Source organism: Nocardia harenae NBRC 108248 (genome assembly GCF_001612885.1).
Classification (GTDB): Bacteria; Actinomycetota; Actinomycetes; order Mycobacteriales; family Mycobacteriaceae; genus Nocardia; species Nocardia harenae.
In genome coordinates, this window is sequence record NZ_BDBH01000007.1 from 138064 (window position 1) to 163573 (window position 25510).

A 25510-nucleotide genomic window follows, 5' to 3' on the forward strand; every position below is an offset into this window, starting at 1 on the left:
CCATGACCATCATCGGTATCGGGCTGGACCTGGTGACCATCTCGGAGTTCGGCGAGCAGCTGGAGCGGGCGGGAACCACCATGCTCAGGGAGAGCTTCACCGCCGCCGAGCGGCGCTACTGCCAGAGCAAGGCGACGGATCCCACGCGCAGCTACGCGGCGCGGTGGGCGGCCAAGGAGGCCGTGCTCAAGGCATGGGCCTCCTCCCGGTTCGCCCGCCGCCCGCAGATCGGGGACAACCCGTATCCCCTGATCGAAGTGGTCAACGACGCGTGGGGCAGGCCGAGCATCCGGCTGCACGGCCTGGCCGCGGAGTTCCTGCCGCGGGTGCGGGTGCACCTCTCGCTCACCCACGACGGTGACACCGCGGCGGCCATGGTCGTCCTGGAGGACCCGGGCGAACTCGCCGACCTCATCGCGGGCAGGGAATCCTCGAGCTGAACGAAACGAAGCCCGAGCCGGAAACGGCTCGGGCTTCGTCGCTTTCGCGGCTAGGAGCGCGATTCCTTCTCGGCGACAAGCAGATACGCCACCATGAGCCGCTTCAGCTCGGCGACCGCCTCCTCGTGGCTCTGCTGATCCTGCACCGAGAAATTGAGCATCGAATACACCACGTGCACCAGCACCTCGGCCATGGTGGTGCGGCGCTCGCGCGGGGTGCGCGGGGTGAGCGGGCGCAGCATCTGCGAGACGACCTCGGCGAACTCCTTCTCGTGCTTGGCGCCGGTGGCCCTGGTCGAGGGGGTGGACTGCATGGCCAGCCAGACCTCGCGGCGGGAGGGGTCGGTCATCCACAGGTTCGCCAGGTGGTCGACGAACTGGTTCATGTGCCGCAGCCAGTCCAGCGAGGGGACGCCGCCGTGGAAATCGGCCAGCTCCCGGGAGACGGCGACCAGATCCTGCCGGTTCAGCTCGCAGACGATCACGTACTTGTTCGCGAAGAACTGGTAGAGCGTGCCGATCGGCACCTCGGCGCGGGCCGCGACCTCTTCACAGGTGAACGATTCGAAACCCACCTCGACCAGCAGTTCCCGCGAGGACTGCAGCAGCGCGTCGAACTTCCGCTTGCTGCGCTCCTGGGTGGGGCGGCGCCGCGGCAGGAGCTCCTGCGGGTCGTCCTGCATCTCCAGCGCAGGGTCGGGTCTGCGTCTCGACCTGGCCTCCGCGCGTAGTTCCACCCGTCCAGGCTAACGTGACCACACCACTGCCCGGAACGCGCATTTCCCCTCGTCTGTGACAGTTCACCCCCATCCGTCGCACATCCCGTGCCGAACCACCGGTTATATCCGCGTGTCGGACAGCCACCTGGGCCGGAAACGGCGTTCCGCGCGCGATGATCGTTATCCACCAAGGGGCGGGGCGGTCCGTGAGTCCGGTGCCCCCGCGGGCAGGAGGCGTGGCTGTGGCGGCACGAGCGAGCGGCGCGAGCGCGGCGCCGGTGGTGTTCGGGGTGAGCACCGAGCGCGGCGCGGTGCGCGGGGTGGCGCTCGGCGGTCCGGGGGAGCGGCTGGCGGATCGGGTGCTCGCGCAGTGCACCGTCACCGTTGCCGACGACCGGCGCGCCGCACCGGCCGCCGTGCTCGCCGCGCTCGACCGGCTCGCCGCCGAGCTGGGGCGGGAACCGGCCGGGGTCGCGGTCGCCTACCACGACCCCGCCGAGCGCCGAGCGCTCGTCAGCGGGCTGGCCGCGGGCCGCTGGCACGCCGCCTCGCTGGTCTCCACCAGGGCCGCGCACCTGAATGTCGCGGGCGCCATGACCTGGCTGGCCGAGTTCGACGACCTGCTGCTCTGCGACGTGGTGCCCGGCCACCTCACGCTGACCCTGGTCGACCGGGACCGCGGCCGGGTACTGGCCGGGGTCACCCGGACCGGCGGGGTGACCAGCGACGCGCTCTGCGCCGCCGTCACCGCCGCCCGCGACCAGCTGGACGCCGCCGAGACCAGGCCGGACGCCGTCGTGCTGATCGGCTCCGCCGCCGCGGCGCCTGCCGTGGCGGACGCGGTGCGGGCGCTCGGCGCCCCGGTGCTGCCCTGCACCGTGGCGACGCTGGCGCCCGCGCTCGGCGCCGCGCTCGCCATCGCGGCCGAACCCGGCGGGGTGGCCGAGGCCCCGGCGCCGCCCGCGCGCTCGGTGCGCACCGCCGCTCTGCTCGGCGCCGCCGCGCTGGCCGCGGGCTTCACCGTGGCGGGCGGGGCGTACCTGATGAGCGATCCGCGGCAGGCGCCCGCTCCGCTGACGGCGGCGGCAGCCGCGCCCGTCGCCCCGGCGCCACCGGCTCGTGGTCCGGCCCCGCTGCAGCACATCGCGGCGTCCGGGGCGGTGGAGCAGGCGGACCCGGTGTCCCAGCGGCAGCCGGTCTGGATTCCGGTAGCGGTGCAGAGCCGGGTGAGCGGGCCGCTCCCGCTGGCTCCCGCCGCGAACGCCGCGGAGCCGGTGCGGGCGCCGGCCGATGGCGCGGCCTGCCCGTCCCCGCTCGCGGGCACCGCCACGTGCGTTCCCGAGCCCGCCGTGCCCGGCACCGGCGTGCCGGCCAGGGACGCCGAGGTCGGCGCCCCGGACGCCGCGCTGCTCTTCCCCGGCGAACCCCCCGCCCCCGCCCCGTTCACCGTGGAGTCGGCCACCTGGTGGGCAAACCACGTCCGGCTCGCCGTCGCGTGGGCCACCCAGCTGGTGCTGCCGGGCTGAGCGTCACTCCCTGGTGCGGGCGCGGAACGCGGCCAGCGCGCCCACGTACCCCAGCACGATGAAGAGCGCGCACCACCCCACCGCCAGCACCGCGCTCGACCCGATCGGGGTGCCGATGAGCAGCCCGCGCACCGTCTCGATCACCGGCGTCACCGGCTGGTGCTCGGCCACCGGCCGCAGCCACCCCGGCATCGACTGCACCGGGACGAAGGCGCTGCTCACGTAGGGCAGGAAGAGGAAGGCGAAGGTGGAGCCGTTCGCCGCCTCCACGCTGCGGGTGAGCAACCCCAGCGCGGCCGAGATCCAGGAGAGCGCGAGCACGAAGAGCGCGACCAGCCCGAGCGCGGCCAGCCAGCGCAGCGGGTCGGTGGTGGGCCGGAACCCGATCAGCACCGCCAGCGCGGTGACCAGGGCGGTGGTCACCAGGTTGCGCAGCAGGCTCTCGGTGACGTGCGCGTTCAGGAAGGCCGAGCGCGCAACCGCCATGGTGCGGAAGCGGTCGACGATGCCCTCGGTGACGTCGGTGCAGACCGCCACCGCGGTGGTGGCCGAGCCGAACCCGGCGCAGAGCAGCAGGATGCCGGGCACCACGTAGTCGACGTAGGTGCCGCCGCCCACCTCGATGGCGCCGCCGAGCACGTAGACGAACATGAGCAGGATCATCACCGGCACCGCGATCGTCATGATCAGGGCGTCCGGGCTGCGCAGCGAGTGCCGCAGGTTGCGGTCGAGCATGGTGCGGGTGTCGAGCAGGACGGTCATGGTGGCTCCTGTGGTCACGGCGGTCACGCGGCCTCGGCCGGGGCGGGGTGCCCGGTGAGCGCGAAGAAGACATCGTCGAGGTCGGGGGTGTGCACGGTGAGCCGCGCCACCTCGATGCCGAGTTCGGCGCAGCGGTTCAGCACGCCGCGCACCTCGTCGGCGCTGCCGTCCGACGGCAGTTGCAGCACCAGCTGCTCGAGGTCGGCCCGCCAGCCCTCCGGCAGCGGGAGGGCCAGGCGGGCGTTCTCCAGTTCGTCGGCGGTGGCGAAGCGCAGCCGCAGGTGCCCGCCGGGGGCGCGCTGCTTGAGCTCGTCCGGGGTGCCGTCGGCGACAACGGCGCCGTTGTCCAGCACCGCGATCCGGTCGGCGAGCTGATCCGCCTCCTCCAGGTACTGGGTGGTCAGGAAGACCGTGGCGCCGTCGGCGGCCAGCCCCTGGATCACCGCCCAGAGCTCGCGCCTGCTGCGCGGGTCCAGCCCGGTGGTCGGCTCGTCCAGGAAGACCATGCGCGGCCTGCCCATCAGGCTCATGGCCAGGTCGAGGCGGCGCCGCATGCCGCCGGAGAAGCCTGCGGTGCGCCGGTCCGCGGCCTCGGTCAGGTCGAAGCGGTCGAGCAGTTCGGCCGAACGGCGGGCCAGCTCGGCGCTCGGCAGGTGCAGTAGCCTGCCGGTGAGGCGCAGGTTCTCGCGCGCGGTGAGCACGCCGTCGACCGCGGAGTACTGCCCGGTGACGCCGATCAGCGCGCGCACCGCGTCGGCCTCGGCCACCACGTCGTGGCCGAAGACGCTGGCGCTGCCGCGGTCCGGCGCGGCCAGCGTCGCGAGGATCCGGACCAGCGTGGTCTTGCCCGCGCCGTTCGGCCCGAGCAGGGAGAAGACGGTGCCCGCGGCGACCTCGAGGTCGAGGCCGCGCAGCACCGGGTGATCGCCGAAACCCTTGTGCAGGGCGGAGATCGAGAGCGCGGAGGTCATGGTGGCTCCAGACTTGGGAAACTGTGTATCGAATAAACTCAGTTTATAGAGTAAACAGTTCTCTGGCGCAAGGGCGGCGATCGAGGAGGTGCGGTGGAGAAGCGGGATCCGGGCAGCGCCCTGCGGCTGCTGTGGGGCATGGAGGCGGCGGGTACGCGGGGGCCCAAGCGCGGGCTCTCGCTCGCCGGCATCGTGGACGGGGCCATCGCGGTGGCCGACGCGGAGGGCTACGCGGCGCTCTCCATGAAGCGGGTGGCGGAGGAGCTCGGCTACACCGCCATGTCGCTCTACCGGTACGTGGACAGCAAGACCACGCTCATCGAACTCATGTCGGACCGGGTGCTCGGGCTACCGCCCGCCTTCGACCCCGAGCTGAGCTGGCGGGACGGGCTGCGGAGGTGGGCGCTGCGCGAGTACGAGCTCATCGTCCGGCACCCGTGGTGGCTGGAGATCCCCATGACGACCCCGCCGCTCGGGCCCAACAACATGGCCTGGCTGGACTCCGGGCTGACCATCCTGGAGCGCACCGGGCTGCCCCCGGCGGTCCGGCTTCGGCTGGTGATGAACCTGACGCTCTTCGTGATCGGCCGCATGCGGCTCGGTCTGGAGCTGGGCCAGGCCGACGCCGACGGCGACCTCTTCGAGAGCGTCTTCGCCGCCCTCGACCCGCAGCGCTTTCCCGCGGTACTCGCCGCGGCCGCCGCGGGCGCCTTCGACGACGACGAGATCGACTGGGCGCGCGCCGATTTCGAGTTCGGGCTGGACCGTACGCTGGACGGCTACGAGCAGTTCGTCCGCGGGCTGCGGCCCTGACCCCGGCTCAGACCGAGAGGTCGCGCCGCAGCTTGGCCACGTGCCCGGTGGCGCGCACGTTGTACTGCGCGACCTCGATCTTGCCCGCCTCGTCCACCAGGAAGGTGGAGCGGATGACGCCGGTGACGGTCTTGCCGTACATGGTCTTCTCGCCGAAGGCGCCGTACGCCTGCAGCACCGAGCGGTCCGGGTCGGAGAGCAGCGGGAAGGTGAGCTGCTCGGCGTCGCGGAACTTGGCCAGCTTGGCTGGCTTGTCCGGGGAGATGCCGATGACCGCGATCCCGGCGCCGTCCAGTTCGGCCAGGTTGTCGCGGAAGTCGCAGGCCTGCTTGGTGCAGCCGGGGGTGCTCGCGGCGGGGTAGAAGTACACGATCACCTTGCGGCCGCGGTAGTCCTGCAGGGAAACCGTTGCGCCGTCGGCGTCGGGCAGGCTGAAATCGGGGGCCGGGTCGCCGGGGGCGAGTCGCGTGTCGGTCATGCCGAGCACGGTAACCGAACCGCCCGACACCAGGGCTATGGCTACACTCGGGCGAGTTCCGCGGCTGCGGGGATTCCGCGGGCACATCGACCGACAGGAGGCGTGGAACGTGGCAAGGGACACCGAGCGGATCGAGCGTGACATCGAGGCCGCGCGCACGCGGCTGGCCGGCACGCTGGACGAGCTCGCGGTGCGGGCCGATCCGCAGCGGATCGCGGGCGACACCAAGAACCTGGTGCTGGCCAAGCTGAACGAGCCCAAGGTCAAGTACAGCCTGATCGGCGCGGGCGCCGTCGTGGTCGGCCTGGTCCTGGTCAAGCTCTTCCGCTGACCCACTGGAGACGACGACCCCCGGTGCGCATCGCACCGGGGGTCGTCGGGTTCCGGGTCGCTCAGACCGTCGGGCAGGCGAAGCCGTCGCCGTCCGGGTCCAGGTGCGGGCCGTAGCCCGGTTCCCCGCGGAACAGCGGCGCGCGCCCGGCGGCCTTGGCATCCTCGCAGTTGGCGAAGGCGCCGCCCGCGGAGCCGGTCTGGGTCAGACCGGCCGAGCCGGTGAGCCCGACCCCGGCGTCGATGGCGGAGGACCCGGTTCCGGCGGAACCGGTGGGCACGGCATGGGCGGCCGGAGCCGCGAGGAGCGTAAGCCCCGCGGCGGCAGCGCTGACGGTGAGCCGGCGAACGTTCATGTATTCCTCTGTGGTGTGCTGCGGTGGAGCGGCGTCCGAATGAGACGCCGCCCCCACTGTCGTGAGCCCTCGCCGCGTTGTCAACCGAGCCGCCGGTCGGCCGCGGCGTCGAGGCGCCGCCGATGAATTCCGCCGGAACAATCCGGTGTGATACTCCTTCGACATGCACGACGATCGACCACCGGCGCAGCGCTATCGGCACGACCTGGACGGGCTGCGCGGGGTGGCGATCGCCTTGGTGGTGGTCTTCCACGTGTGGTTCGGCCGGGTCTCCGGTGGTGTCGACGTGTTTCTGGTGCTCTCCGGCTTCTTCTTCACCGCCATGCTGCTGCGCCGCGGCGCGGGCGGCGGGGTCTCGGTGCCCGCGGTCGTCGTGCGCACCCTGCGCCGGTTGCTGCCCGCGCTGCTGGTGGTGCTGACCTCGGTGGCGGCCTGGGCGGTGGCGACGCTGCCCTACACCCAGTGGACCGAGCTCTCCCGCCAGGTGCTCGCCTCGGCGCTCTACTACCAGAACTGGCAACTGGCCAGCGCCGCCGCCGATTACCTCGCCGCCGACCCGTCGGTGAGCCCGCTGCAGCACCTCTGGTCGATGGCCGTGCAGGGCCAGTTCTACCTGGCGGTGCTGCTGCTGATCGCGTTCGTCGCGCTGGTCTGCCGCCGGGTGCTGCGCCGCCCGCGGCTGCTCCGGCCCGCGGTCGGGGTGCTGGTGGCGGCCGGGGCGGCGGCGTCGTTCTGGTACGCGGCCACCCGGCCCGCCGTCGAGCAGGACTGGACCTATTACGACAGCGCCGCCAGGGCGTGGGAGCTGCTGGCGGGCGCGCTGCTCGCGGTGCTGCTGGCCTCGGTCTCGCTGCCCGCGGGCCGGGTGGCCCGGTTCGTGCGCGGAGCGCTCGCGCTCGGCGGGCTGGCGGCGGTGCTCGCCTGCGGCGTGCTCTTCGACGGGGCGCAGCGGTTCCCCGGCCCCGCGGCGCTCTTCCCGGTGCTCGCCACCGTGGCGCTGATCGTGGCCGGGGCGGGGGAGCGGCCGCCCGCGGTCTCCCGGCTGCTGGCGAGCTGGCCCTTCGTCGAGCTCGGCGCCATCGCCTACGCGCTCTACCTGTGGCACTGGCCGCTGCTCATCGGCGCGCTCATCTACACCCGCTCGGGCGGCGCCGGGCTCGGCAGCGGGCTGGTGGTGGTCGGGCTGGCGCTGCTGCTCGCGGTGCTCACCAGGCACGGCATCGAGGAGCCGCTGCGGCAGCGCTCCGGGCGGCAGGCGGGCCGGGCTCCGGTGCTGGTGCGGCGCGGCATCGGCGCTGCGGTGGCGCTGGCCGGGATCACCGCGCTCGGCGCCGCCTGGTTCTGGCAGGCCGTGCTCTTCGACAACGAAAGGCCGCTCAGCGCACTGGATCCCGTGGTCTACCCGGGTGCGGACGCGCTCGTCGCCGGAGTCTCGGCGCCGCCGGCCGCGGTCCGGCCGTCGATGCTGGAGGCCCCGCGCGACGTGCCCGCGTCGACCACCGACGGCTGCATCTCGGACTGGCACACCACCGCCGTCGTCACCTGCGACTACGGCGACCCGGACGGCGAGCGCGCCATCGCCGTCGTCGGCAATTCGCACGCCGAGCACTGGCTCACCGCGCTGGACGCCATCGGCCGCGCGCACGGCGTCCGGATCGCGGTCTACCTCAAGATGGGCTGCTCGCTGAACCTGCGCGAGGACTCGCTCTACCGCGGCGAGCCGATCTCGGACTGTCGCGACTGGTCCCGCGCGGTGCTCGACCAGCTCGCCGTCGACCGCCCGGACTGGGTCTTCACCACCGCCACCGCCCCCGTCTGGCCGGTCGGCGGCGACGAGGTGCCGCAGGGCTTCGTCGAGGTGTGGGGCGCGCTGGCCGAGCGCGACCTGCGCGTGCTCGCGGTGCGCGACACCCCCTGGCTGCGCACCGCCTACGGCCGCTACCGCGCCGTCGACTGCCTGGCCGCCGGCGGCACCGCGGAGAGCTGCGGCATGCTGCGCGCCGATGCCCTCGCCCCGGTCAATCCGGCGCTCGAACCCGCCGCGGCCTTCCCGAACGTGCACCTGCTCGACCTGAGCGACGCGGTCTGCGGGCCGCGGGTGTGCCGGGTGGTCGAGGGCAATGTGCTCGTGTACCACGACGAGCACCACCTGACCGCCAGCTACGTCCGCACCCTCACCCCGGAGCTGGAGCGGCAGATCGGCGCCGGCACCGGGTGGTGGTGAGCGCTCTAGGATGCGGGGATGGTCCGATGGCTCTCCGATGACGAACAGATCACCTGGCAGGCCTTCATCCGGCTGAATCAGCGGCTGGACGCGGCCATCGCGCAGGGGCTGGCGAGGCACGGATTGTCCACGCCGGATTACGAACTCATGGTCGCGCTCTCCGCCGCGCCCGAGGGCGCGCTGCGCGCCAAGGACCTGGCGGCCGAGGTGTGCTGGGAGAAGAGCAGGCTCTCCAAGCACCTGGCCCGGATGGCCGGGCGCGGGCTGGTGGAGCGCAAGCCGGTGGCCGACGACGCTCGCGGCGTGCTGGTGGTCCTCACCGAGCAGGGCCGGAGCACGCTGGAGCGGGCCGCCCCGAGCCACGTCGAGCTGGTGCGCAGGCTCTTCGTGGACGCGCTCAGCGCCGACGAGGCGCGCTCGCTGCGCTCGCTGGCCGCCAAGGTGGTGGCCCGCTCGGAGGCCGAGGTGCTGTGATCCTCAGTTCCACGGCGTCACCGGTGGTTTGACCCACATCAGCTTCTCGTCGGCATGCGGTCGTCGGGCCGCCAGGTGGCCGGGGTTGCGGGCCGCCCAGGCGGCCTTCTCGGCCAGCAGCTCGGCGACTACGTCCCAGGTCTCGTCGGTGCTCGGCGGGTTGGTGCCCGCCGCCCGGGCCAGCTTGCGGCGCGCGGCCGGGGTGAAGGCTCGGAGCTCGGCCGCGTCGATATCGCGGTCCCACAGGTAGGTGGCGAGCGCGCGGGCCTTCTCCGCCCGGCTGCGGGCGGCGTGGTCGTTGTGCGTGTAGTCGGGCATCGCGGACAGTATGGCGAGCCCCGCCGACTCAGTACGCGCCGTGCACGTTGTCCATCGAGCCGTAGGTGTGCGCCGCGTAGTTGCAGGCGGCGACGATATTGGCGACCGGATCCCAGACATCGAACGGTGTACCCGCGACATGGAACTTGGCGAAGGTGGGGTCGATCACCTGGAGCAGCCCCTTCGACGGGATGCCGGCCGCGGCGTTCGAGTCGTAGAGGTTGATCGCCCGCGGGTTGCCGGTCGACTCGCGCATGATGTTGCGGTGGATCGACTCGTAGCTGCCCGGGATGCCGTTGGCGTGCATGATGTCGAGCGCCTGGCTGATCCAGCCGTGCAGGTTGTCCGGGTAGAAGGCGGTCGCCGCCCGCATCTCGGCCTGCTCCACCAGGGGAGCGGCAGCCGGTAGCGCGGCGACCGCGTCCACGGCCGCGGGCTCGGCGGCGGGCTGGTCGGCCGGCTGGGCAGCCCGCGCCTGCTCAGCGGTGGGCTGCTGGTCGGCGATCAGGGCGATGCGCGACGGCACGCTGTTGTCGGCCACCGAGACGGCGGACGATGCGCAGACGGCGACCACGCCGGCGGCCGCGACCGCGCCGGTGATGCTCTCGCGCAGGGTGGGGCGCCGGAGGGTGGACAAACGTGAGTCGGGCATGCGAATTCGATTCCTTGCTTCGGTCGGTGACGTTCCCCCAACCCGATTCCGGGCAGCACCGATCGACCGGCCGCTCGGCCGGCTGTGCGATCGTGGTGCGGGGGTTTCCGGTGTCTCCGGACGATGTGCTCTTGTCGGGTTCTGTTGTGGGGGACCTACGTCCCACTCCTTCTCGAACGGGAGCGCGGCCGCTCGGGCCAGATTGCAGAATGGTCACGGAAGGTTAACGGAAGGTGAACGGAATCCGTCTCGGGGGTGCTGCGGCACGGTCTAATCCAGCACCCCGTGCCGGAAATCGTGCCGTGACCGGGGTGGATGGAAGTAAACTCCTTGTGCGTAGCGTCACAGAATTACAACGGTGACGCTTCGCGTTCAGCTCGTTCGAGCCAGCCGATCGCTACCCCGCGTCCTTGTCTGCTCGGCAACCCGGGCGCACCTGCCGCTTTCCGCTGACGGAGATATCGCCGAGCACCCAGACCCGATCGCCGGGCCCGGCGAGTGCGTCCCGGTGGCGCGCGAGTTCCTCGTCGTGTGCTTGAATGTCGAGGAATCCCCCGCAGACCGGAGAGAAGACGATGGCCGATATGTAGATCACATCGGCCTGGAGAGTTGAAATGTGGTGCGCCATCAGGGACTCGAACCCCGAACCCGCTGATTAAGAGTCAGCTGCTCTGCCAATTGAGCTAATGGCGCGTGCTCCGCTGTGTTCCGGTGCGAGAGAGACCTTAACAGGCCGGGGGCGGGAAAGTGAAATCGGTATCCGGCGTCCCCGCACGCCCACCGTGACCTGCTGTTAACGCTTTCGCGGCCGCCCGCGATCCGCAGGGAGGTGCCGGACGAGAACGGGGCCGGGTCCAGCACGGGCCGGCCCCGTTTTGCTGGCAGAATGACAGAAGAGGTCATCGGGAACGGGGTTTGACAATGAGAGTTGATCGAGGGCGGCGGCGGCCGGGGTGGAAGAGCGCGTCCGTGCCCCTGGTGGTGCTGTCGGTACTGGCGCTGGCGCTGTCGGCGTGCTCGACCTCGTCGGGCGTCGAGGCGGACAGCGTTGCCATCGACCGCAACCCCATCACCGAGCTGATCAAACCCAAGCTGGTGTCCCCGGTGAAGGACGGTGACAAGGGCGTCTCGCCGGCCATGCCGATGACCTTCCAGGTCAACGACGGCAAGTTCACCGAGGTGACCCTGCTGAACAACCAGGGCAAGCCGGTGAACGGCACGCTCTCCCCGGACGGCCGCACCTGGCAGACCGCCGAGGTGCTCGGCTACGGCCGCACCTACACCATGCAGGCCAAGGCGATCGGGCTCGGCGGGGCGCAGAGCGCTGCTGTGAGCTTCACCACCAGCTCGCCGGACAGCCAGACCAAGCCGTACCTGAATGTCGCCGAGGACGCGGTGGTCGGCATCGGGCAGCCGGTGGCGATCCAGTTCGACGAGAACATCCCGGACCGCAGGGCCGCGCAGGACGCCATCACCGTCACCACCACCCCGCCGGTGGAGGGCGCCTTCTACTGGGTGAACAACCGCGAGGTGCGCTGGCGGCCGGAGCACTTCTGGGCGCCGGGCACCAAGGTGGAGGTCAAGGTTAATGTGTACGGCCGCGATCTCGGCGACGGGCTCTTCGGCCAGGAGGACGCGACCACGCACTTCACCATCGGCGACGCCGTGATCTTCACCGCCGACGACAACACCAAGCAGGTGGTGGTGGAGCGCAACGGCGAGGTGATCCGCACCATGCCGACCTCGATGGGCAAGAGCAGCACCCCGACCGACAACGGGGTCTACATCCTGGCCGACCGGCACGAGCACATCATCATGGACTCCTCCACCTACGGCGTGGCGGTGAACTCGTCGGATGGCTACCGCACCCCGGTGGACTGGGCCACCCGGATGTCCTACAGCGGCATCTTCTTCCACTCGGCGCCGTGGTCGGTGGGGCAGCAGGGCTACTCGAACACCAGCCACGGCTGCCTGAACCTGAGCCCGGAGAACGCCCGCTGGGTGTACGAGAACGCCAAGCTCGGCGATATCGCCATCGTCAAGAACACCGTGGGCGGCACGCTCTCGCCGGTGGACGGCCTCGGCGACTGGAACATGCCGTGGGAGCAGTGGAAGGCGGGGAACGCCGACGTCTGACCCGCACCCCCCGACGCGAAAGGCCCCCGGAATTCCGGGGGCCTTTCGCGTGGCCGGGTGGCTCAGGGGATGACCGGTCCCGCGGTGCCGGGGCAGGTGAGGTTGCGGTTCATCGCGCTGCCGATGGCGGCGCAGAGCAGCGGCCCGCCGAAGAGCAGGCGCTCCAGCGCGGTCGCCGAGCCGGTGCCGGACGAGCCGGTGGTGGTGGCGCCCGCCGACGAGCCGGTGTCGAAGGCGGCGGCGGAGCCGGTGCCCGCGTTCAGCTGCACGGGCTGCACGGCATCGGCGGCGACCGCTTTCGGGGCGGGCGCGGCGGCCGCGGTGGCCGGGACCCCGGCGAGCAGCGTGGCACCCGCGACGGCGGCGAATACTGCGGAACGCATCACAGGCGGATCGTCTTTCTGTCGAACGGAGCGACGCTCCGACGACGCGCTCCGATCGGGGAGTCTACGGAGTGAAAAGCGTTTCTGTCACATAGTTGCCGCGCATGGCGGAAAGGGAGAGGGCCCGGGAGCTTGCAGCTCCCGGGCCCTCGAAGGGTGAGTGACGGGACTCGAACCCGCGACATCCAGGATCACAACCTGGTGCTCTACCAACTGAACTACACTCACCATCACCGGTACGACCGGCGCGCTCGATAGTAGCGTGCCCGGCGCCGGAACCACTAATCGCCCTGGCCGCCGCGGGTTCGCGCGCCGTTCAGCTCGGCGGTCACGGCGGCGATCTCGGCGCTCGACGGCCCGGGTGGGGCCACGAAGGCGGTGCGCCGGTAGTAGTCCAGCTCCCGGATGGATTCGGTGATGTCGGCGAGTGCGCGGTGCGCGAGCCCCTTCTCCGGCTGGCCGAAGTAGATGCGCGGGTACCAGCGGCGGCACAGCTCCTTGATCGAGCTGACGTCGATCATCCGGTAGTGCAGGTGCGCGTCGAGTTCGGGCATGTCCCTGGCCAGGAAGCCGCGGTCGGTGGCGATCGAGTTGCCCGCCAGCGGCACGGTGCGCGGTGCGGGCGCGAACTGCCTGATGTAGGCGAGCACCTGCTCCTCGGCCTCGGCCACGGTGACGGCCGAGCGGCGCACCTCCTCGGTGAGCCCGGAGCGGGCGTGCATCTCGGTGACCACCGGCGGCATGGCGGCGAGCGCGGCGTCGTCGGCGTGGATCACGATGTCCACCCCGTCACCGAGGATGTTGAGATCGCTGTCGGTGACGAGCGCGGCCACCTCGATCAGCTTGTCGCTGTCGAGCCGCAGCCCGGTCATCTCGCAATCCATCCACACCACAAGTTTGTCCGACATCCGAGCACCATAACGCGGGCGCGGCGGGCACCGGCGCCGCCACGGACGCCGATCGGCGCGGATACAGTGGTTGCCGGTTCGCCCCGGAGTTGCCACGGCTACGCACAGGAGGAAACGCGATGACGACCCCGCAGGAGAGGGCCGCGGCGGCGAGGCGGGCCGCCGACGAGGCGGCGCGGGTCGCGGCCGAGGCGGTCGCGGCAGCGGAGGCGGCGGAGCTCGAGGTGGCGCTCGGCCAGCCCGCGGTGACCAGCGCCTCGGCGGTGGCGGGCGAGGTGGCCGCGGTGGAGGCGGCGAGCGGGGGGTACGCCGTCGCGGGCGAGCCGGGCGCGGCGCGCGAGATCGCGGCGGGGTACGGGGCCGAGGGCCAGGCGATCACGCTCGGCACGGTGCTCGTGGACGGCGTCGTCGACCCGGAGGCGGTGGTCCGGCTGCCGCTGCGCACCGTGAACCGGCACGGGCTGGTGGCGGGTGCGACCGGAACGGGCAAGACCAAGACGCTGCAGGGGCTGGCCGAGCAGCTCTCGCGCGCGGGCGTCCCGGTGGTCATGGCCGATGTGAAGGGCGATCTCTCCGGGCTCGCGGCCAGGGGCGAGCGCACCGACAAGCTCACCGCACGTGCGGCCGAGACCGGCGCGCGGGACTGGGCGCCGGAGGAGTTCCCGGTCGAGTTCGTCTCGCTCGGCACCGCCGGGATCGGGGTGCCGATCCGGGCCACCATCACCTCGTTCGGCCCGGTGCTGCTGAGCAAGGTGCTCGGGCTCAACCCGACCCAGGAGTCCACGCTCGGGCTGATCTTCCACTGGGCCGACAGCAATGGCCTCGCGCTGCTGGATCTCAAGGACCTGCGCGCCGTTATCACTCATCTGACCAGCCCGGACGGCAAGGCCGAGCTGGCGGGCATCGGCGGCGTCTCGGCGGCGACCGCGGGGGTGATCCTGCGCGCCCTGGTGAACCTGGAGGCGGAGGGTGGCGACACCTTCTTCGGCGAGCCGGAGCTGGATCCGGCCGACCTGGTGCGCCGGGTGGACGGCCGCGGCGTGATCACGCTCGTCGAGCTGGGCGAGCAGGCGGCGCGGCCGGTGCTCTTCTCCACCTTCCTCATGTGGGTGCTGGCCGAGCTCTTCCAGACGCTGCCCGAGGTCGGCGACGTGGAGCGGCCGGAGCTGGTCTTCATCTTCGACGAGGCGCACCTGCTCTTCGCCGACGCCTCCAAGGCGTTCCTGGAGCAGGTGGAGCAGACGGTGAAGCTCATCCGCTCCAAGGGCGTCGGCGTCTTCTTCTGCACCCAGCTGCCCGCCGACATCCCGAACGCGGTGCTCTCCCAGCTCGGCGCCAGGGTGCAGCACGCGCTGCGCGCCTTCACCCCGGACGATCAGAAGGCGCTGGCCAGGACCGTCCGCACCTACCCGAGGACCGAGGTCTACGACCTGGAGTCGGCGCTGACCTCGCTCGGCACCGGCGAGGCGATCGTCACCGTGCTCTCCGAGCGCGGCGCGCCCACCCCGGTGGCCTGGACCAGGATCGTGCCGCCGCGCTCGCTCATGGACACCATCGGCGCCGAGGCGATCCGCTCCCGCGCGCTCTCCTCCGGGCTGCACGGGAAGTACGGGCAGACGGTCGACCGGGGGTCGGCGTACGAGATCATGGCGGCGAAACTGGATGCCGCGCAGCCGGAGCCGGTGCCCGGCCGCGCCGAGCCGCGGGCGGAGGAGTCGGCGGCCGAGCGCATCCTGCAGAATCCGGCGGTGAAGAGCTTCCTGCGCTCGGCGGCGAGTGCGGCCGGGCGGGAGATCAGCCGATCCATTTTCGGGACCCGCAAGCGGCGCTGACCTTCCCGGGCGGCGGGTCAGCCCCCGAGCTTGCGGTAGAAGGCGCCCGCCACCGGCGCGGTGACGGCGCGCGGGCCGTACTGCCCGGCGACGCTCATGCCCTTGCTGATCAGCCCCGGCACCACGCGCATCTTGTTCTTGGCCAGTGCGTCCAGCGAGACCTTCGCCGTGTACTCCGAGGAGACCCACATGAAGTCCGGGACCAGCCGGTCCACGATCGAGGCGTCGGCCGGGTCCGGGATCTCGGTGCGCACGGGTCCGGGGGCGAGCAGCGTGACGTGCACGCCGGTGCCCTTGAGCTCGCCGCGCAGCGACTCGGAGAAGGTGTTGGCGAAGGCCTTGCTCGCGGCGTAGGTGGTGTTGTTCGGAATCGGCATATTGCCAGCCGCCGAACCGCTGATCAGGATGCCGCCCGCGCCGGCGGCGAGCATGCCCGGCAGCACCGCGAGGCTCAGGTCGTGCACCGCGACGGCGTTCAGCTCCAGCTGGTCCCGCTCGTAGGCCGGGTCCAGCTCGGCGACCGCGCCGAAGGTGGCGATGCCCGCGTTGTTGCAGAGCACCGCGATGTCCCGCCCGGCGAGCTCTTCGGCGAGCGGCGCCCGCGCGGCGCGGTCGGCGAGGTCGACCGCGCGCACCTCGGCGGTGATGCCGTGTTTGGCGGTGAGCTCGTCGGCGAGCGCGGTGAGCAGCTCCTCGCGCCGGGCGACGAGGATCAGCGAGTAGCCGCGCGCGGCGAGCTCGGCGGCGAGCGCCGTGCCGATGCCGGAGGAGGCGCCGGTGACGACGGCGCGGTTGTCGGTGGTGGGGGAGGGCAGGCTCACCCGGGTGAGCCTAGGGGATGGGCGCCGGTGCCCCCGGGCCCGCGGCCGATTAGGCCGGTACGGGGCCGCGCTGCCTGGCCGCCGGTGCTCGGGTGGCATCGATGACCGCCCGGTTCGCGACCCGCGACTGTCACCCGGCGCACGCGCCTTTTGACTGGTCTGCGCCGCGGTGAGCGTGCCGAGGCGGCTGGTTCGCGCTGGCTGCGGCCGGGCGTCAGAGGCGCGCGGCCAAGCGAGTGCCTTGATCGATGGCGCGTTTGGCGTCCAGCTCCGCCGCGACGTCGGCGCCGCCGATGACGTGCAGGGTGACCCCGGCCGCGCGCAGCGGCTCGGCGAGCTCGCGCACCGGCTCCTGACCCGCGCAGATCACCACGGTATCCACCGGGATCAACCGGGGCCGCTCCCGCTTCGGCCCGAAGCTGATGTGCAGCCCGGCGTCATCGATGCGCTCATAGTTCACCCCGCCGATCCGCTCGACCCCCTTGGCCTTGATCGCCGCCCGGTGCACCCACCCGCTGGTCTTGCCGAGCGTGGCGCCGAAGGCGCCGGACTTGCGCTGCAGCAGCACCACGTCGCGGGCGGCGGGCGCCGGGCGCGGCGTGGTGAGCTGGCCGGGCAGCTCCTCGTCGAGGCTCACCCCCCACTCTTCCTTCCACTCATCGAGCTTGAGTGTGGGATGCCCCTCCACGGTGAGGAACTCGCTGATGTCGTAGCCGATCCCGCCCGCGCCGATCACCGCGACCCGCGCGCCGGGCTGCTTCTCCGCGCGCACCAGCTCGGCGTAGGAGATCACCATGGGATGGTCGATCCCGGGGATCTCCGGGATCCGTGGCCGCACCCCGGTGGCCAGCACCACCTCGTCGTACCCGCCGTCGATCAACTCGGCGGCGGTGACCCGGCGGCCCAGGTGCACCGTGACCCCGGTGACCTCGAGCATGCGGGTGAAGTACCGGATGGACTCGTCGAATTCCTCCTTGCCCGGAATCCGCCTGGCCAGGTCGAACTGCCCGCCGATCCGCTCTTCGGCCTCGAAGAGCTCGACGGTGTGCCCGCGCTGCGCCAGCGCAACCGCCGCCGAGAGCCCGGCGGGCCCGGCGCCGGCCACCGCGACCCGCTTGCCGCGCCGGGTGGGCAGCAGCGTCAGCTCGGTCTCGTGGCAGGCGCGCGGATTGACCAGGCAGGAGACCGTCTTGTGCCGGAAGGCGTGGTCCAGGCAGGCCTGGTTGCAGGCGATGCAGGTATTGATCTCGTCCACCCGGTCGGCGGCGGCCTTGCGCACCCAGTCCGGGTCGGCCAGCAGCGGCCGGGCCATGGAGACCAGCGCGGCATCGCCGCGGGTCAGGATCTCCTCGGCCACCTCGGGCATATTGATCCGGTTGGAGGCGCAGACCGGGATCGAGACGGCCCGGGTGATCCGCGCGGTGAACTCGGTGAAGGCCGCGCGGGGCACCGAGGTGACGATGGTCGGCACCCTGGCCTCGTGCCAGCCGATATCGGTGTTCAGGATGTCCACCCCGACGGCCTCGAGTTCCCGTGCCAGCGCGGTGATCTCGGTGAGCGTCTGCCCCTGCTCCACGAACTCCGCCATGGAGAGCCGGAAGAGCAGCAGGAAGTCGGTGCCGAGCTCGGCGCGGATCCGGCGCACGACCTCCACCGCGATGCGCTGCCGGTTCGTCGCCGAGCCACCCCAGCGGTCCTTGCGCCGGTTGGTGCGCGGTGCGAGGAACTGATTGAGGAAATACCCCTCGCCGCCCATGATCTCGACCCCGTCGTACCCGGCCAGCCGGGCCAGCCGGGCACAGCGCACGTAGTCGTCGATGGTGCGCTCGATGCCGCGGGCGGAGAGCGCTCGCGGCCGGAACGGATTGATCGGGGCCTTGATCGCGGAGGCCGAGACGCTGCCCGGCCAGTACGAGTAGCGCCCGGCGTGCAGGATCTGCAGCGCGATCAGTCCGCCCGCCTCGTGCACCGCCGCGGTGACCTGCCGGTGCCGTAGCGCCTCGGCGGTACTCGTGAGTTTGGCGCCGAGCGGGAGCAGCCAGCCGGTGCGGTTCGGCGCGTAGCCGCCGGTGACGATGAGCCCGACCCCGCCGCGCGCGCGTTCGGCGAAGAACGCGGCGAGCCGGGGGATATCGCGGGTCCGGTCCTCCAGCCCGGTGTGCATCGATCCCATGACCACCCGGTTCGGCAGCGTGACGTGGCCGAGGTCGAGCGGGGCGAACAGGTGCGGGAAGCGAGTCATGCGGGCCCGGCCTTTCCCGGGCGCAGTGCCCGGAGTACTTCGTCGCACCAGTCGACGAACCCGGCCTCGACGCGGATGCCGCCGCGCAGGACCAGGTACTGGTGCAGTGCGGTGCCGGAGAGCTGCTCCGGCGCGGGGAAATCGCGCTTCTCCAGCATGCGGAAGACCTCGAGCCGGGCGGCGTGCTGCACGCGGTGCCGCTCGACCTCGGTGCAGAGCGCCGCCACGTCGCCGTGCGCGGCGCCGCGGATCTTCACGCCGAGCTCGTTGCGCGGCATGCCGGTGTCGGTGGGCTCGGCGATCCAGCGGGCCAGCTCGGCCCGGCCCGCCGCGGAGACGGCGTAGACCTTCTTGTCCGGCCTGCCCTCCTGCGGCACGGATTCGCCGGTCACCCAGCCGGATTCGGCCATACGCTTGAGCACCCGGTAGATCTGCTGGTGGGTCGCGCGCCAGAAGTACCCGATGGACTTGTCGAAGCGCCGCGCCAGTTCGTACCCGGAACCGGCCCGCTCGGTGAGCGAGACCAGCAGGGCGTGCTCGAGGGCCATGCCGGAAGAGTAGTCGTAACGCCGGGTACTATGCAATTGGGTGCATAGGGCGTTTCGCCGCGAGTACCGGGCCGGGGCCGGTTAGGCTGCCCGGTATGGCGGAGGTGAACGCCCGGGCCACCGTCGGTGGCGCGGCCACGCGCGGACAGGTGGTGGCCTGGGGGCTGTGGGACTGGGGGTCGTCGGCGTTCAACGCCGTCATCCTCACCTTCGTCTTCTCGGTCTACCTCACCGACACGGTCGGCGACGACCTGCCCGGCGGCACCTCGGCCAGCGCCTGGCTGGCCTGGGCGCTCGCCGCGGGCGGGCTGGTGGTGGCGCTGACCGCCCCGGTCAGCGGGCAGTACTTCGACGCCGCGGCCGGGCGCAAGCGCGCGCTCGGGGTGCTCACCGGGCTCACCGTCGCCTGCATGACCGGCATGTTCTTCGTGCACGACGATTACCGCGATCTCTGGCTCGGGCTGGTGCTGCTCGCCTTCGGGTCGGCCTTCTTCGAGCTGGCGAACGTGCCGTACAACGCCATGCTGCGCCAGGTCTCCACCCCGCGGACCATCGGCCGGATCTCCGGCTTCGGCTGGGCCATGGGGTACTTCGGCGGCATCTTCCTGCTGCTCATCTGCTACTTCGGCTTCATCTCGGGGGACGGCGACAGCCGCGGGCTGCTCGGCGTCCCCACCGACGACGGGCTGAATATCCGGCTGGTGGCGATGCTGGCCGCGGTCTGGTTCGCGGCCTTCGCGCTGCCGGTGCTCTTCGCCGTCCCCGAGCTGCCGCGCACCGACGCCGATCCCGGCGCCGCCGAGGCCGGATTACGAGGCTCGTACCGGGTGCTCTGGCGCGATCTGCGCGAGCTCTGGCGGGTGGATCGCCGAACGGTGCAGTTCCTGCTGGCCAGCGCGGTCTTCCGGGACGGGCTGGCGGGGGTGTTCACCTTCGGCGCGGTGCTCGCGGTGCAGGTCTACGGCATCGCCGACGCCGACGTGCTGCTCTTCGGCGTCGCCGCGAACGTGATCGCCGCGCTCGGCGCCGTGGCCGCCGGCCGCTTCGACGACACCCTCGGGCCCAAGCCGGTGATCGTGGTCTCGCTGGCGGGCATGATCGTCTGCGGCATCGCGCTGCTGCTGGTGTCGGGGCCGGTGCTGTTCTGGGTGTTCGGGCTCATGCTCACCGCGTTCGTCGGGCCCGCGCAGGCGGCGGCGCGCTCGTTCCTGGCCCGGCTCGCGCCGCCCGGCCGGGAGGGGCAGCTGTTCGGGCTCTACACCACCACCGGGCGCGCGGTGTCATTCCTGGCGCCGGGGCTCTTCGGGCTCTTCGTCTGGCTCTTCGACGCCGATCGGGCGGGGATCGTCGGGCTGGTGCTCGTCCTCGGGGCCGGGCTGCTGGTGCTGCTCCCGGTGCGCAGCCCGGACCGGGTGGAGGCGCCCCGGCCGGGGGGCGCCGAGCGGCCGCCGGGCGACCAGGAGTTCTGAGCGCTCAGTCCCGCGGCGGTTTCCACGCGCCCATCCCGACGCCGATCAGCGTGACCTTGCGCACAGTCAGCTCCACGATGGCCGCCTCCTCGCGCTCCGGCACCGAGACGAAGGTGGCGATCCCGTCCGAGACCGTGGCCACCAGCAGCTCCGCCGCGATCTCCAGGTCGTCCGAGCTCCAGGTGTCCAGCGTCGGTACCCGGGACAGGTCGGTGACCAGCTCGCGCACGATCAGCTGGATCTCCAACGCGATGGCGCCGCGGATCGCCGCGGACCCGCCGTGCCGCTCGCGCGCGAAGAAGCCGAACAGCTCCCGCTTCGCGCGCACCTGATCGAAGACGAAGCGCACGATCTCCGAGAGCTGCGTGCCGGAATTCCGCCTGACCTCGCGCAACGCCAGCCGCAGCGCCTTCACCCCGTCGTCCACCAGGGTGCGGCCCAGGTCGTCAAGGGAGGGGAAGTGGCGGTAGAAGGCGGTCGGTACGATTCCCGCCGACCGGGCGATCTCGCGCAGGCTGAGCGCGGCGAAGCCCCGCTCGGCGGCGAGCGAGAGCGTGCCGTCGAGCAGCGCCTGCCGCGTGCGCTCCTTGCGTTCGCCCCTGGTCACCGCCTGCTCAGTCATCTCGCTGAGCATACATGCGTTCACCATGGCTTCCTCGCGTCATTGTTGTCGCCGTCACACGTCTGGCCGGTTGACACGTACCTGTACCCGTTTGTCACACTGTATGAGTGTACAGGCGTGCACTGAAATTGAGTGGGTATGCCTGTCGGCGACAGTCCTCGACGGTATGGAGCAGCGACATGGTGGATCTCGTGAACCTGGTGCAGACCCTCACTACCCCGCACCCAGTGGACCGCTACCTGGAGCTGGTGCGCCCGACGCTCACCGTGGGGCGCATGCGTGCCGAGGTGATCCGGGTGAACCGCTCGGCCCCCGGCTCGGTGACCCTCACCCTGCGGCCCACCCGGCACTGGCGCGGCCACGCCGCCGGGCAGTACGTCACGCTCGGTGTCGTCGTGGACGGAGTCCGGCACACTCGCTGCTACTCGCCGGTGAACGGTGAGCTCGGCCGGGAGCGCAGGCTGGAGATCACCGTCAAGGCGCACTCCGGCGGCATCGTGTCGCAGTACCTGTACCAGCACGCCGCGCCGGGCCTCGTGGTCGACCTGGAGCAGGCCGCGGGCACCTTCGCGCTGCCCGAGCCGCGCCCGGAGCGGGTGCTGCTGGTCAGCGGCGGCAGCGGGATCACCCCGGTGCTCTCCATGCTGCGGACCCTCGCGGACGAGGACTTCCGCGGTGACGTGCTCTTCCTGCACTTCGCCAAGGCCGAGGTGTTCGTGCCGCACCGGGACGAGCTGGCCCGCATCGCCGCCGAGCACCCGAACGTCCGGGTAGAGTTCCGCTACCCGGACCGCCGAGCCGGCACCGGCTACTTCGACCGGGCCGAACTGGAGCAGCTCGCGCCCTGGTACCGCAGTGCGGAGACCTTCGTCTGCGGCCCGGCTCGGCTGATGGACGGGGTGCGCGAGGTGTTCGCGGCCGACGGCCTGGAGAACCGGGTGCACAGCGAGGAGTTCACCGTCGCGCTCGCCCCGGTCTCCGCCGCGGACGTGCACGGCACCACCACCTTCTCCGCCAGCGACATCCGCTCCGACAACACCGGCGAGAGCCTGCTGGAGCAGGCCGAAGCCGCCGGGCTCACCCCCGAGTTCGGCTGCCGCATGGGGATCTGCTTCTCCTGCACGGCGGTCAAGCGCACCGGCTGCACCCGCAACCTGCGCACCGGGGAGACCGACAGCGACCCCGACCAGCCCATCCAGCTGTGCATCAGCGCCGCCGTCGGCGACGTCGACATCGAGATCTGAAGGAGTCACCATGACCATCCTGACCGAGACCAAAGACGGCCCGCTCGTTCTCAGCCCCGAGGACATCGAGGAGATCGGCCGCGCCCTCGACGAACTGCGTGACCGCGTCGCCGCCGACCTGGGCGAGCGCGACCGCGAGTACCTCTACCGGATCATCAAGGCCCAGCGCGGCTTCGAGGTGGCCGGCCGCGGGCTGATGTACCTCGGCTTCCTGCCCCCGGTCTGGCTGGCCGCGGTGGCCTCGCTCGCCGTGTCGAAGATCCTCGACAACATGGAGATCGGCCACAACGTCATGCACGGCCAGTACGACTGGATGCGCGAGCCCGACATCAACTCCCGCGAGTTCGAGTGGGACAACGTCTGCCCCGCCGACCAGTGGCGGCACTCGCACAACTACATGCACCACACCTTCACCAATATCCACGGCATGGACCGGGACATCGGCTACGGCGTCCTGCGGATGGACGAGGGCCAGAAGTGGAACCCGTACTACCTGGGCAACCCGATCTACGCCTTCCTGCTCATGGTCCTGTTCGAGTGGGGCGTCATGCTGCACGACGCCGAGGCGGAGAACATCGTGCAGGGCAAGCGGAAGTGGGCCGACCTCAAGCCGCTGATCAAGGGGTGGTGGAAGAAGGCGGGGCGGCAGACGCTCAAGGACTACGTGGCCTTCCCGGCGCTCACCGGCCCGCTGTTCCTCAGCACGCTGGCCGGCAACGCCACCGCGAACCTGATCAGGAACGTGTGGGCCTACTCGATCATCTTCTGCGGCCACTTCCCCTCCGGCGTACAGACGTTCACACAGGACGAGACGATGGAGGAGACCCGCGGCGAGTGGTACATCCGGCAGATGCTCGGCTCCGCCAACATCGAGGGCAACAAGCTCTTCCACATCATGTCCGGCAACCTCTCGCACCAGATCGAGCACCACCTCTTCCCGGACCTGCCCGCCGGCCGGTACCCGGAGATGGCGCCCGAGGTGCGGGCGCTCTGCGAGAAGTTCGGGCTGCCCTACAACACCGGGCCGTTCGCCAAGCAGATCGGCTCGGTCTGGGTCAAGATCTTCAAGCTCGCGCTGCCCGACAGTTTCACCAAGGGCGATCCCACCCCCGGTGTTATCGTCATGCGTAAGCGAGAGGCGACCGAAGCGGGCGTGTAGATGATCGGGAAATTCGAGAGCAACAAGGATCTCATCCAGGAGTTGACCGTGTCCGGCGCGAAGCGGGTCGGCACGATCGCCTCCATCATCACCGACACGGTCGGCGCGGTCACCCGCGAGATCGGCGAGTGGATGACCGACGCCATCGAGATGCGTGAGGCGGCCGCGGCGGCCAAGCGCGACGCCGCGGCCCAGCGCGCGGAGGACGAGGATCTCGCCGAGGATCCGCGGCCCTCGCCCCCCGCGGTGAAGCCCGAGGGCGTGATCCTGGATGCCGAAGTGGTCGACCACCCCGGCGACGGGGCGCGCTGACCCGAGTTCGACCCGCAGTGCCCCGGCTGTCCCGCAGCCGGGGCACCGCGCTGTCCGGGGCCGATCGCGCCCCCGCCGCTCCGGCGAGCGATCAGCTAACCTTCGGAACGTGGCCGCCTACGTCTCCTCCCCGGAACTCACCTTCGGGTTCCTGTTCGCGCTCGAGGATCCGGAGCGGATCGCCGACGTGGTGCGCGACCTGGTGGTGGGCAAGACGGTCTCGGTGTTCCGGCTGGCCCGGCTCTCCGACGACGACGCGCTGCCCGAGCGGTTCGTGGTGAACTGGGCCGCCATCCCGCAGATCAATGTCACCACCACCGCGCCGGAGCCGGATCAGCTCCGGGCCGGCGGCATCCTGCTGGTGAACGCCTTCCTCGGGGAGAACGGCGAGGTCAGCCTCTACTCGGCGCACTGACCACCGGTTTTGCGCAAAAACCCCGCAGAACCGGTGTGCGCAGTGTTAGAAACGCATGCGCTTCAGAATGCGCGACAGCGCCGTCGCTCACCGATCGGGGACCGCCCATGACCGCCTCAGTATTCGAGACCGTCGAATCGAACGTCCGCGGCTACTGCCGGGCCTGGCCGACGGTCTTCGCCACCGCGAGCGGCAGCTGGCTGCGCGACGAGGCGGGCAGGGACTACCTGGACTTCTTCGCCGGAGCGGGCGCGCTCAACTACGGCCACAGCAACCCCGTCTTCAAACGGGCGCTGGTCGACTACATCCTGAACGACGGCGTCATCCACAGCCTGGACATGGCGACCATCGCCAAGCGCGGCCTGCTGGAGGCGCTGCGCGACCTGGTCTTCGTGCCGCGCGGGCTGGACTACAAGGTGCAATTTCCCGGCCCGACCGGGGCCAATGCGGTGGAGGCCGCGCTCAAGCTGGCACGCAAGATCACCGGCAGGCAGACCGTGCTGAACTTCACCAATGCCTTCCACGGCATGTCGCTCGGCGCGCTCTCGGTCACCGGCAATGCCGCCAAGCGCGCGGCTGCCGGCGTCCCGCTGCCGTACACCAACCCCATGCCCTACGACGGCTTCCTCGGTGGCGAGGACGAGCTGCGCTGGATGCGGCGCGCGCTGGACGACACCTCCTCCGGGCTGGACGAGCCCGCCGCGGTGATCGTGGAGACGGTGCAGGGCGAGGGCGGCATCAATGTCGCCAGGGTGCAGTGGCTGCGCGAGCTGGCCGAGCTCTGCGCCGCCCGCGGCATCCTGCTCATCGTGGACGACGTGCAGATGGGCTGCGGCCGCACCGGCCCGTTCTTCTCCTTCGAGCGCGCCGGCATCACCCCCGACATCGTCGCCATGTCCAAGTCCATCGGCGGCTACGGCCTGCCGATGGCGCTGGTGTTCTTCAAGGCCGAGCACGACCAGTGGACGCCGGGCGAGCACAACGGCACCTTCCGCGGCAACAACCCGGCCTTCGTCACGGCCAGGGTGGCCCTGGAGCAGTACTGGTCCGACGACGTGCTGGAGCGCTCGGTGCTGGCCAAGGGGGAGCGGCTGGCCGCCGGGCTGGCCGAGATCGCCGCAGGCTGCCCCGGCACCACCACCCGCGGCCGCGGCCTCATCCACGGCCTGGTCTTCACCGACCCGTCGCACGCGGGCAAGGTCTCGCAGGCCGCCTTCGAGCTGGGGTTGCTGGTGGAGACCTCCGGTTCGACCAACCAGGTCGTCAAGCTCATGCCGCCGCTCACCCTGAGCACGGACGAGCTGGACCACGGGCTGGGATTGATCGGCGCCGCGGTGGCCACGGTCTGCGGCTGAG

The 25510-nt window shown here is 71.4% G+C and carries 28 protein-coding genes and 2 tRNA genes; 14 read left to right on the forward strand and 16 right to left on the reverse strand.

Annotation, left to right across the window (positions count from 1 at the left end):
• Positions 1–2: 2 nt before the first annotated feature.
• Positions 3–440 carry a holo-ACP synthase AcpS gene (gene acpS, locus NH2_RS16230; RefSeq protein WP_067654408.1) on the forward strand — a complete coding sequence of 146 codons (438 nt, stop codon included), beginning with the start codon at positions 3–5 and terminating at the stop codon, positions 438–440.
• Between the two features lie 50 nt (positions 441–490).
• Here acpS and NH2_RS16235 read toward each other — a convergent pair whose 3' ends face one another.
• The gene (locus tag NH2_RS16235; protein ID WP_067654410.1) at positions 491–1123 is read right to left on the reverse strand and encodes a TetR/AcrR family transcriptional regulator; all 633 of its coding nucleotides are present in this window, start codon (positions 1121–1123) and stop codon (positions 491–493) included.
• 278 nt (positions 1124–1401) lie between these two features.
• On the opposite strand from NH2_RS16235, the gene NH2_RS16240 reads away from it, so the two are divergent.
• Positions 1402–2685 carry a DUF7159 family protein gene (locus NH2_RS16240; protein WP_157103816.1) on the forward strand — a complete coding sequence of 428 codons (1284 nt, stop codon included), beginning with the start codon at positions 1402–1404 and terminating at the stop codon, positions 2683–2685.
• A 3-nt stretch (positions 2686–2688) separates the two neighbouring features.
• Here the strand turns inward: NH2_RS16240 and NH2_RS16245 are convergent, their stop codons facing one another.
• Together NH2_RS16245 and NH2_RS16250 are read right to left on the reverse strand one after the other, a co-directional pair.
• Positions 2689–3447, reverse strand: a complete 759-nt coding sequence (locus NH2_RS16245) for an ABC transporter permease (protein WP_067655676.1) — start codon at positions 3445–3447, stop codon at positions 2689–2691.
• Between the two features lie 23 nt (positions 3448–3470).
• Positions 3471–4418 carry an ATP-binding cassette domain-containing protein gene (locus NH2_RS16250; protein ID WP_067654414.1) on the reverse strand — a complete coding sequence of 316 codons (948 nt, stop codon included), beginning with the start codon at positions 4416–4418 and terminating at the stop codon, positions 3471–3473.
• A gap of 93 nt (positions 4419–4511) precedes the next feature.
• Between NH2_RS16250 and NH2_RS16255 the strand changes: the two genes are divergently transcribed.
• Entirely contained in the window at positions 4512–5231 is a 720-nt protein-coding gene (locus NH2_RS16255; protein ID WP_067654416.1) for a TetR/AcrR family transcriptional regulator, read from the forward strand.
• 7 nt (positions 5232–5238) lie between these two features.
• Here NH2_RS16255 and bcp read toward each other — a convergent pair whose 3' ends face one another.
• Positions 5239–5709 (reverse strand): thioredoxin-dependent thiol peroxidase, encoded by a 471-nt coding sequence (gene bcp / locus NH2_RS16260; RefSeq protein WP_067655679.1) that lies wholly within the window; start codon positions 5707–5709, stop codon positions 5239–5241.
• 109 nt (positions 5710–5818) lie between these two features.
• Between bcp and NH2_RS16265 the strand changes: the two genes are divergently transcribed.
• Positions 5819–6040, forward strand: coding sequence for a DUF3618 domain-containing protein (locus NH2_RS16265; protein WP_067654418.1), 222 nt, complete (start codon positions 5819–5821; stop codon positions 6038–6040).
• 61 nt (positions 6041–6101) lie between these two features.
• On the opposite strand, the gene NH2_RS16270 is transcribed toward NH2_RS16265, so the two are convergent.
• Positions 6102–6395 (reverse strand): excalibur calcium-binding domain-containing protein, encoded by a 294-nt coding sequence (locus tag NH2_RS16270; protein ID WP_067654420.1) that lies wholly within the window; start codon positions 6393–6395, stop codon positions 6102–6104.
• A gap of 163 nt (positions 6396–6558) precedes the next feature.
• Between NH2_RS16270 and NH2_RS16275 the strand changes: the two genes are divergently transcribed.
• Positions 6559–8619 (forward strand): acyltransferase family protein, encoded by a 2061-nt coding sequence (locus NH2_RS16275; RefSeq protein ID WP_067654422.1) that lies wholly within the window; start codon positions 6559–6561, stop codon positions 8617–8619.
• Between the two features lie 18 nt (positions 8620–8637).
• Positions 8638–9093 carry a MarR family winged helix-turn-helix transcriptional regulator gene (locus tag NH2_RS16280; RefSeq protein WP_067654425.1) on the forward strand — a complete coding sequence of 152 codons (456 nt, stop codon included), beginning with the start codon at positions 8638–8640 and terminating at the stop codon, positions 9091–9093.
• A 3-nt stretch (positions 9094–9096) separates the two neighbouring features.
• On the opposite strand, the gene NH2_RS16285 is transcribed toward NH2_RS16280, so the two are convergent.
• The 4 genes from NH2_RS16285 to NH2_RS16300 all read right to left on the reverse strand — a co-directional run bounded on the left by NH2_RS16285 (position 9097) and on the right by NH2_RS16300 (position 10756).
• The gene (locus NH2_RS16285) at positions 9097–9411 is read right to left on the reverse strand and encodes a hypothetical protein (protein ID WP_067654427.1); all 315 of its coding nucleotides are present in this window, start codon (positions 9409–9411) and stop codon (positions 9097–9099) included.
• Between the two features lie 28 nt (positions 9412–9439).
• Entirely contained in the window at positions 9440–10063 is a 624-nt protein-coding gene (locus tag NH2_RS16290) for a transglycosylase SLT domain-containing protein (protein ID WP_067654429.1), read from the reverse strand.
• A 397-nt stretch (positions 10064–10460) separates the two neighbouring features.
• Positions 10461–10691 carry a metallophosphoesterase family protein gene (locus tag NH2_RS16295; RefSeq protein ID WP_084505596.1) on the reverse strand — a complete coding sequence of 77 codons (231 nt, stop codon included), beginning with the start codon at positions 10689–10691 and terminating at the stop codon, positions 10461–10463.
• Positions 10681–10756: transfer RNA gene (locus NH2_RS16300), tRNA-Lys, on the reverse strand. The genes NH2_RS16295 and NH2_RS16300 overlap by 11 nt, the downstream gene beginning before the upstream one ends.
• Before the next feature lie 228 nt (positions 10757–10984).
• Here NH2_RS16300 and NH2_RS16305 point away from each other — a divergent pair.
• Positions 10985–12199, forward strand: coding sequence for a L,D-transpeptidase (locus NH2_RS16305; protein WP_067654434.1), 1215 nt, complete (start codon positions 10985–10987; stop codon positions 12197–12199).
• 62 nt (positions 12200–12261) lie between these two features.
• Here the strand turns inward: NH2_RS16305 and NH2_RS16310 are convergent, their stop codons facing one another.
• From NH2_RS16310 to orn, 3 genes are all read right to left on the reverse strand, one after another.
• Positions 12262–12582 (reverse strand): hypothetical protein, encoded by a 321-nt coding sequence (locus NH2_RS16310; protein ID WP_067654436.1) that lies wholly within the window; start codon positions 12580–12582, stop codon positions 12262–12264.
• A 155-nt stretch (positions 12583–12737) separates the two neighbouring features.
• Positions 12738–12810, reverse strand: a tRNA-His gene (locus NH2_RS16315).
• Positions 12811–12863: 53 nt separating this feature from the next.
• Positions 12864–13490, reverse strand: coding sequence for an oligoribonuclease (orn, locus tag NH2_RS16320; protein WP_067654438.1), 627 nt, complete (start codon positions 13488–13490; stop codon positions 12864–12866).
• Positions 13491–13609: 119 nt separating this feature from the next.
• Between orn and NH2_RS16325 the strand changes: the two genes are divergently transcribed.
• Complete coding sequence (locus tag NH2_RS16325; RefSeq protein ID WP_067654440.1) at positions 13610–15322, forward strand: helicase HerA-like domain-containing protein; 1713 nt, start codon at positions 13610–13612, stop codon at positions 15320–15322.
• A gap of 17 nt (positions 15323–15339) precedes the next feature.
• Here NH2_RS16325 and cmrA read toward each other — a convergent pair whose 3' ends face one another.
• The 3 genes from cmrA to NH2_RS16340 all read right to left on the reverse strand — a co-directional run bounded on the left by cmrA (position 15340) and on the right by NH2_RS16340 (position 18933).
• A complete protein-coding gene (gene cmrA, locus NH2_RS16330) occupies positions 15340–16143 on the reverse strand; it encodes a mycolate reductase (protein ID WP_067654442.1) in 804 nt (267 codons plus the stop codon).
• A gap of 214 nt (positions 16144–16357) precedes the next feature.
• On the reverse strand, positions 16358–18385 hold the full coding sequence (locus tag NH2_RS16335) for an NADPH-dependent 2,4-dienoyl-CoA reductase (RefSeq protein WP_067654444.1): 2028 nt from the start codon (positions 18383–18385) through the stop codon (positions 16358–16360).
• Positions 18382–18933, reverse strand: a complete 552-nt coding sequence (locus tag NH2_RS16340) for a PadR family transcriptional regulator (RefSeq protein ID WP_067654446.1) — start codon at positions 18931–18933, stop codon at positions 18382–18384. The genes NH2_RS16335 and NH2_RS16340 overlap by 4 nt, the downstream gene beginning before the upstream one ends.
• A gap of 95 nt (positions 18934–19028) precedes the next feature.
• Between NH2_RS16340 and NH2_RS16345 the strand changes: the two genes are divergently transcribed.
• Positions 19029–20402 carry an MFS transporter gene (locus NH2_RS16345; RefSeq protein ID WP_067654448.1) on the forward strand — a complete coding sequence of 458 codons (1374 nt, stop codon included), beginning with the start codon at positions 19029–19031 and terminating at the stop codon, positions 20400–20402.
• A 4-nt stretch (positions 20403–20406) separates the two neighbouring features.
• Here NH2_RS16345 and NH2_RS16350 read toward each other — a convergent pair whose 3' ends face one another.
• Positions 20407–21024, reverse strand: coding sequence for a TetR family transcriptional regulator (locus NH2_RS16350; RefSeq protein WP_245650605.1), 618 nt, complete (start codon positions 21022–21024; stop codon positions 20407–20409).
• 179 nt (positions 21025–21203) lie between these two features.
• Here NH2_RS16350 and NH2_RS16355 point away from each other — a divergent pair, with 179 nt between their 5' ends.
• The 5 genes from NH2_RS16355 (at position 21204) to ectB (ending at position 25509) form a co-directional block, all read left to right on the forward strand.
• Positions 21204–22268 carry a ferredoxin reductase gene (locus NH2_RS16355; RefSeq protein ID WP_067654452.1) on the forward strand — a complete coding sequence of 355 codons (1065 nt, stop codon included), beginning with the start codon at positions 21204–21206 and terminating at the stop codon, positions 22266–22268.
• Between the two features lie 10 nt (positions 22269–22278).
• The gene (locus tag NH2_RS16360; RefSeq protein ID WP_067654454.1) at positions 22279–23427 is read left to right on the forward strand and encodes a fatty acid desaturase family protein; all 1149 of its coding nucleotides are present in this window, start codon (positions 22279–22281) and stop codon (positions 23425–23427) included.
• A complete protein-coding gene (locus NH2_RS16365; protein ID WP_067654456.1) occupies positions 23428–23739 on the forward strand; it encodes a hypothetical protein in 312 nt (103 codons plus the stop codon). It begins immediately after the preceding gene.
• 109 nt (positions 23740–23848) lie between these two features.
• Positions 23849–24154 (forward strand): hypothetical protein, encoded by a 306-nt coding sequence (locus NH2_RS16370; RefSeq protein ID WP_067654458.1) that lies wholly within the window; start codon positions 23849–23851, stop codon positions 24152–24154.
• A 107-nt stretch (positions 24155–24261) separates the two neighbouring features.
• Positions 24262–25509, forward strand: coding sequence for a diaminobutyrate--2-oxoglutarate transaminase (ectB, locus tag NH2_RS16375; RefSeq protein WP_067654459.1), 1248 nt, complete (start codon positions 24262–24264; stop codon positions 25507–25509).
• Position 25510: the final 1 nt, after the last annotated feature.

Excerpts from the sequence above, each read along its gene's own strand:
- acpS (WP_067654408.1), top strand. The coding sequence starts at position 3 with ATGACCATCATCGGTATCGGGCTGGACCTGGTGACCATCTCGGAGTTC.
- NH2_RS16235 (WP_067654410.1), bottom strand. The coding sequence starts at position 1,123 with ATGCAGGACGACCCGCAGGAGCTCCTGCCGCGGCGCCGCCCCACCCAG.
- NH2_RS16245 (WP_067655676.1), bottom strand. The coding sequence starts at position 3,447 with ATGACCGTCCTGCTCGACACCCGCACCATGCTCGACCGCAACCTGCGG.
- NH2_RS16250 (WP_067654414.1), bottom strand. The coding sequence starts at position 4,418 with ATGACCTCCGCGCTCTCGATCTCCGCCCTGCACAAGGGTTTCGGCGAT.
- bcp (WP_067655679.1), bottom strand. The coding sequence starts at position 5,709 with ATGACCGACACGCGACTCGCCCCCGGCGACCCGGCCCCCGATTTCAGC.
- NH2_RS16270 (WP_067654420.1), bottom strand. The coding sequence starts at position 6,395 with ATGAACGTTCGCCGGCTCACCGTCAGCGCTGCCGCCGCGGGGCTTACG.
- NH2_RS16275 (WP_067654422.1), top strand. The coding sequence starts at position 6,559 with ATGCACGACGATCGACCACCGGCGCAGCGCTATCGGCACGACCTGGAC.
- NH2_RS16280 (WP_067654425.1), top strand. The coding sequence starts at position 8,638 with ATGGTCCGATGGCTCTCCGATGACGAACAGATCACCTGGCAGGCCTTC.
- NH2_RS16285 (WP_067654427.1), bottom strand. The coding sequence starts at position 9,411 with ATGCCCGACTACACGCACAACGACCACGCCGCCCGCAGCCGGGCGGAG.
- NH2_RS16290 (WP_067654429.1), bottom strand. The coding sequence starts at position 10,063 with ATGCCCGACTCACGTTTGTCCACCCTCCGGCGCCCCACCCTGCGCGAG.
- NH2_RS16295 (WP_084505596.1), bottom strand. The coding sequence starts at position 10,691 with ATGGCGCACCACATTTCAACTCTCCAGGCCGATGTGATCTACATATCG.
- NH2_RS16305 (WP_067654434.1), top strand. The coding sequence starts at position 10,985 with ATGAGAGTTGATCGAGGGCGGCGGCGGCCGGGGTGGAAGAGCGCGTCC.
- NH2_RS16310 (WP_067654436.1), bottom strand. The coding sequence starts at position 12,582 with ATGCGTTCCGCAGTATTCGCCGCCGTCGCGGGTGCCACGCTGCTCGCC.
- orn (WP_067654438.1), bottom strand. The coding sequence starts at position 13,490 with ATGTCGGACAAACTTGTGGTGTGGATGGATTGCGAGATGACCGGGCTG.
- NH2_RS16325 (WP_067654440.1), top strand. The coding sequence starts at position 13,610 with ATGACGACCCCGCAGGAGAGGGCCGCGGCGGCGAGGCGGGCCGCCGAC.
- NH2_RS16335 (WP_067654444.1), bottom strand. The coding sequence starts at position 18,385 with ATGACTCGCTTCCCGCACCTGTTCGCCCCGCTCGACCTCGGCCACGTC.
- NH2_RS16340 (WP_067654446.1), bottom strand. The coding sequence starts at position 18,933 with ATGGCCCTCGAGCACGCCCTGCTGGTCTCGCTCACCGAGCGGGCCGGT.
- NH2_RS16345 (WP_067654448.1), top strand. The coding sequence starts at position 19,029 with ATGGCGGAGGTGAACGCCCGGGCCACCGTCGGTGGCGCGGCCACGCGC.
- NH2_RS16350 (WP_245650605.1), bottom strand. The coding sequence starts at position 21,024 with ATGACTGAGCAGGCGGTGACCAGGGGCGAACGCAAGGAGCGCACGCGG.
- NH2_RS16355 (WP_067654452.1), top strand. The coding sequence starts at position 21,204 with ATGGTGGATCTCGTGAACCTGGTGCAGACCCTCACTACCCCGCACCCA.
- NH2_RS16360 (WP_067654454.1), top strand. The coding sequence starts at position 22,279 with ATGACCATCCTGACCGAGACCAAAGACGGCCCGCTCGTTCTCAGCCCC.
- NH2_RS16365 (WP_067654456.1), top strand. The coding sequence starts at position 23,428 with ATGATCGGGAAATTCGAGAGCAACAAGGATCTCATCCAGGAGTTGACC.
- ectB (WP_067654459.1), top strand. The coding sequence starts at position 24,262 with ATGACCGCCTCAGTATTCGAGACCGTCGAATCGAACGTCCGCGGCTAC.